Origin of the sequence: Muriicola sp. (assembly GCF_041567615.1) — a bacterium.
Taxonomy (GTDB): Bacteria; Bacteroidota; Bacteroidia; order Flavobacteriales; family Flavobacteriaceae; genus Muriicola.
Map to the genome: position 1 here is coordinate 1 of NZ_JBFGBM010000177.1, position 5318 is coordinate 5318.

General features: G+C 51.8%; 4 protein-coding genes and 1 pseudogene. 3 read left to right on the forward strand and 2 right to left on the reverse strand.

Going from position 1 to position 5318, the window contains the following annotated elements; translation table 11 throughout:
- Window positions 1-435, reverse strand: a pseudogene (locus tag ABYP73_RS11045) (hypothetical protein); the annotation flags it as partial.
- A 17-nt stretch (window positions 436-452) separates the two neighbouring features.
- On the opposite strand from ABYP73_RS11045, the gene ABYP73_RS11050 reads away from it, so the two are divergent.
- From ABYP73_RS11050 to ABYP73_RS11060, 3 genes are read left to right on the forward strand one after another with little or no spacing between them, the layout of a single operon-like run.
- A complete protein-coding gene (locus ABYP73_RS11050; protein ID WP_372974359.1) occupies window positions 453-1367 on the forward strand; it encodes a dihydrodipicolinate synthase family protein in 915 nt (304 codons plus the stop codon).
- Between the two features lie 10 nt (window positions 1368-1377).
- A complete protein-coding gene (locus ABYP73_RS11055; RefSeq protein WP_372974360.1) occupies window positions 1378-2961 on the forward strand; it encodes an aldehyde dehydrogenase (NADP(+)) in 1584 nt (527 codons plus the stop codon).
- Window positions 2962-2967: 6 nt separating this feature from the next.
- Entirely contained in the window at window positions 2968-3975 is a 1008-nt protein-coding gene (locus ABYP73_RS11060) for a 4-hydroxyproline epimerase (protein ID WP_372945805.1), read from the forward strand.
- Between the two features lie 21 nt (window positions 3976-3996).
- On the opposite strand, the gene ABYP73_RS11065 is transcribed toward ABYP73_RS11060, so the two are convergent.
- A partial coding sequence (locus ABYP73_RS11065; protein WP_372974361.1) for a xanthine dehydrogenase family protein molybdopterin-binding subunit occupies window positions 3997-5318 on the reverse strand: 1322 nt, incomplete at its 5' end.

The following is a 5318-nucleotide window of genomic DNA, read 5'->3' on the forward strand; positions in this document are numbered from 1 at the left end:
ACCTAAATCCATATAATGCTGACGCAGATAATTCACGGCCTTTTTCTGGCCTTCTGTTCCTGTTTCTCTTCCCTCAAATTCATCTGAAGCATAGGTATACAAGTGATCCTTAAGTTCGCTTTCCGTAATGGTAGCCGCATAGGTCACAGGATCTGCCGTAGACGTTTGGGCAACAGGTGCACTGGCTGTTTTACTGGTTGAATTACAGGCCGCCAAACAGATGAGGCCCGTTAGAAGTAAGTACTTTGACATAACGATTTTTCTGAGTGGCCCAAAAATAGGTAAAACAATCAGAAAAAGTATGAAAGGGATCTTAAAATTCCAATCCGGAACAGGTGTGAGACACTGAAAATCAAGTATTTCGATCTCTTTCGTTCGTTTTGAATTCACCGGAGTGATTCCTTGTGTTTGCAAAGAAAGAAATGTACTTTGCAACCCTAAGTCTTTTCAGTATGAAGGTAGTATGGGAAGGGGTCATGCCGGCGGTGACCACGAAATTTACAAAGGAGGATGTCCTTGATCTCGACTTGTTTCTGAAGAACATCGAAGCACAGTTGAATTCAGGAGTTAGCGGGATCATTCTCGGGGGTACCCTTGGAGAAGCCAGCACCCTGGATGACGGTGAAAAGGAAGAATTGATCCGGGCTACGGTTGGGCATGTACAGGGGAGCGTACCCGTGATCATCAACATTGCAGAACAATCCACCAAGGGAGCCATCCTGGCAGCGGAGAATGCACAGAAATTTGGAGCAGACGGACTGATGATGCTGCCCCCTATGCGATACAAGGCCACAGCACATGAGACCGTTACTTATTTCTCGGAAGTTGCGCGCAGTACGGACCTCCCGATCATGATCTATAACAATCCGGTAGACTATGGGATTGAAGTGACCCTTCCTATGTTTGAAACCCTGCTTGAATTCGACACCATACAAGCCGTTAAAGAATCCACACGCGACATCACTAATATCACCCGATTGCGCAACAACTTTGGGGATCGGTTAAAGGTCCTGTGCGGCGTGGATACCCTGGCCTTCGAAAGCCTGGTCGCCGGGGCAGACGGATGGGTTGCCGGGCTGGTCTGTGCTTTTCCAGAAGAGACGGTCGCCATTTTTCATTTAGCAAAAGCGGGTCGGTATAAAGAGGCGCTCGCCATATACCGTTGGTTCATGCCTCTTCTGGAACTCGACATCAATCCACAGCTCGTTCAGAATATCAAACTGGCGGAAGTGGCCACGGGACTGGGCAGTGAGTATGTTAGGGCTCCAAGGCTCCCCCTGCAGGGAGAAGAGAGGCAAAGAGTGAAGCAGATCATAGAGACGGCCCTCGCCAGCAGACCGGTATTGCCTCATCTTACCCATTCATAGTAACCACGATATGTTAGACGGAAAGAACATTGTAGGATATGACAGGACCCAGAGGGGAAATGTTACTTTCAGGACCATCAACCCGGTACTGAATAAGGAGAATGAGACCGTTTTTTACGAAGCCTCCCGGGAGGAAGTAGAAGAGGCTGTGAGCCTTGCACACAGCGCCGCCGTTTTTTATGCGGAAACCAGCAAGGAGACCCGGGCCGGATTTCTCCGTTCCATAGCCCAGGAGATCATGGCTCTTGGTGACGACCTTATAGATCTATACTGCGCTGAATCGGGCTTACCTGAAGGCAGGGCAAAGGGGGAGCGGGGCAGGACCGTTGGACAATTAGAATTGTACGCCAGACTTGTGGAAGAGGGATCTTATGTTCAGCCGAGTATAGACACCGCCCTCCCGCATCGCGAACCCAATCCCAGGGTAGATCTCAGAAAGATGATGGTGCCTGTAGGCCCTGTGGTTGTCTTCGGCGCCAGCAATTTTCCATTGGCGTATTCTTCTGCAGGAGGCGACACGGCCAGTGCTCTTGCCGCGGGCTGCCCTGTGATCGTCAAAGGGCATCCCATGCACGCAGGAACCGGGAATATGGTGTCCTCGGCCATCGCCAGTGCGGCTAGAAAGCACAACTTGCCCGAAGGGGTATTTTCTCATCTCAACAGCAAGGGACACGAGGTAGGGGAGGCCCTGGTGAAGCATCCTTTTATTAAGGCCGTTGGTTTTACCGGCAGTCACGGGGGTGGGCGTGCCCTTTTCAATCTGGCGGCATCCAGGGAGGAACCTATCCCGGTATTTGCTGAAATGGGGAGTGTAAACCCGGTAATCCTCCTGCCGGAGATGCTGAAGAAGGAAAAAGATTTATGGGCAAAGACTATTGCGGGCTCCGTGACTTTGGGAAGCGGGCAGTTTTGTACTAACCCGGGCATACTCATAGGGATTGAGAATTCTGATCTCGATCGATTTTCGGAAATACTTTCAGAGGAAATACATCAGGTGTCACCCTCGACGATGCTGCACCCGGATATCGCTCAGAAATACAACCAGGGACGGGAACAGGCCAGAGAGCAAAAAGGTACTTCCGTAGTTGCAGAAATCAGCGATACGGCAAAACCCAATGTGGGCAGACCTACCATTCTGAAGGTTAAAGCTGCTGATTTCAGGGAAAACCCCAGGCTGCATCAGGAGGTATTTGGCCCTTTTTCCCTTTTGGTGGTATGCCAGAACATCGAGGATCTTGAGCGCTCGGTCGCTCTGATCGAAGGGCAGCTCACCGCTTCAGTGATCGGGACTCCAGAGGAACTGGCAGGATATGACTTCCTGTTAAGGCAACTGAAGGAACGGGTAGGGCGCCTTATCTTTAACGGTGTGCCCACGGGCGTGGAGGTCTGTGCTTCCATGCATCACGGGGGCCCTTATCCCGCTACTACAGACAGCCGCTTTACAGCCGTCGGCGAAGATGCGATCAATCGCTGGCTCAGGCCGGTGTGTTTCCAGAATTGCCCGGATTCCCTGCTCCCTCCGGCGCTTCAGAATGCCAACCCCCTGAAACTGTTAAGGCGCATCGATGGCAATCTCACCCGGGATAAATTATAAGACTCCATGGCAAGGCGGACATTTTACTGCGTAGACGGACATACTTGCGGTAACCCAGTCAGGCTGGTGGTCAAAGGAGGCCCCGACCTTAAGGGAGCCACCATGAGCGAAAAGCGACAGCATTTTTTAAAGGAATACGACTGGATCAGGAAGGGCCTGATGTTCGAGCCCAGGGGTCATGATATGATGAGTGGAAGCATCCTCTATCCGCCTGCCGATCCCGAAAACGACTTTGGAATCCTGTTCATTGAGACCAGTGGCTGCCTGCCGATGTGTGGGCATGGGGCCATTGGAACGATTACGATGGCGATAGAGGAGAAGGTGGTTATCCCCAAAAGCCAGGGGATGATCAGGATGGAGGCCCCGGCCGGAATCATTGTGGCCGAATATGGGATGGAGAAAGGAAAAGTTGCCTGGGTAAAACTCAGGAATGTACCATCCTACCTGTCTGCAGAAAAATTGGAGGTCAATTGCCCCGTACTGGGCAAGCTGATCTTTGATGTGGCTTACGGGGGTAATTTCTATGCGATCATCGATCCCCAGGAAAACTTTCGGGGCTTGTCGCATTTTACGGCGAGCCAGCTTATCCAGCTCAGTCCGCTGATACGTCAGAGGATCAATGAAAAATATCCGGATCGATTCATTCACCCTGAAAACACAACGATCAGGGATGTGAGCCATCTCATGTGGACCGGTGAGCCGATTGCTTCAACCTCCACGACCAGGAATGCTGTGTTCTACGGAGAAAAAGCCATCGACAGATCGCCCTGTGGCACAGGAACATCGGCGAGGATGGCCCAGTGGTTTGCCAAGGGCAAATTGCAGGAAGGAAATCCCTTTGTACACGAAAGTATTATTGGCTCCACCTTTACCGGTACCCTTGAAGGCGTGACCCGGGTAGGGGACTACCCAGCTATCATTCCCGGAATACAAGGGTGGGCTAAAACCACAGGTTATAACAGGATCACCATAGATGAGGCTGATCCCTTTGCCCATGGATTTCAGGTTATCTGACCTGCATGCGCAGCCCGTTGATCAACCCAGTACTTTCCTTTCCATACCCATAAATGGCTGGTCGTAATAGCGAACTCCCGTCGCTTTGTACATGGCATTGGCCAATGCACCCATGGCCGGTGGCAGCCCTGGCTCTCCAAGTCCGGTCGGGGCGATCTCGTTCTGCACGAAGAACACTTCGATCTCGCGCGGGGCCTGTGAATGGCGGATGAGCTTATAAGTGTCGAAGTTCATCTCCCTGGGCGAACCGTTCTCAAAGGTGAGCTGACTGTACATGGCGTGGCCAATTCCGTCGATCACACCTCCCTGTATCATATTGACTCCGGCATCGGGATTCACGACGATTCCGCAATCTACTGCGCACCATACCTTTTGAATGACCGGGTTACCGTTCTCCATCACCATATCGAATACTTCCGCTACATAGGTAGAATGGCAGAAATACGCGGCTACGCCACGGTGTACTCCTTCCATGGGGGTATTCCAATTTGATTTCTCCCTCACCAGTTTGAGAACACCCGCATATCGCTCAGCGTCATATTCATATTCTGCACCCACAGGATCATTGATGGCTCTGTCAAACAGTTCAAGGCGGAAATCGATGGGATCCTTACCGGCCAGTTCTGCTACCTCATCCAGGAAGGACTGCTCAGCCCCTGCGGTAAAGTTAGACCTGGGGGCCCTCCATGCTCCTGTAGTCACATTGGTAGGGGCAAGGATCTTTTCAGCAGAATAATTTTCAACCGTTCCAGCCGGGAACCTGTTTGGGAACACCGGACCTTCCGGCAATCCGGCGCCCCTTACTGAAAAGGCGATCAGGTTGTTGTTCTCATCCAGACCTGCCTTGTACACTGAACTGTAGGTAGGCCTGTAGGTACCCTGGGTCATATCGTCCTCTCGGGTGTAGATCAATTTGACGGGCCCACCAATCTTTTTGGAAATAGCCGCGGCCTCGAGACCAAAATGGACATAGAGACGGCGTCCGAATCCACCTCCGATCCTCGTCATATTTACTGTAATGTTTTCAAGGGGCATTCCCAGCAATTTAGCCACAGACCCTTCCAGGGCTTCGGGTGTCTGGGTGGGTCCTATGAGTTCGGCTCCGTCTGCCGTGACATGAGCAAAGAAATTCATAGGCTCCAGTGTATTGTGGGCGATAAAGGGAGCGTTATAGGTCCGCTCTATCACCTTTGCAGCCTTCCTGAAGGCCGCTTCGGGGTTTCCATCACGCCTGCTCTCCTGTACCTGTCCGTTTACCAGGGCGTCGGCAAGTCGTTTTTTATGAATGGTAGTGCTTTCCAGCTCTCCTACGGTCTGCCAGTTCACCCTCAGGGCTTTTTTCG

Coding starts and splice junctions, on each gene's coding strand:
- ABYP73_RS11050 (WP_372974359.1), top strand. CDS start 453: ATGAAGGTAGTATGGGAAGGGGTCATGCCGGCGGTGACCACGAAATTT.
- ABYP73_RS11055 (WP_372974360.1), top strand. CDS start 1,378: ATGTTAGACGGAAAGAACATTGTAGGATATGACAGGACCCAGAGGGGA.
- ABYP73_RS11060 (WP_372945805.1), top strand. CDS start 2,968: ATGGCAAGGCGGACATTTTACTGCGTAGACGGACATACTTGCGGTAAC.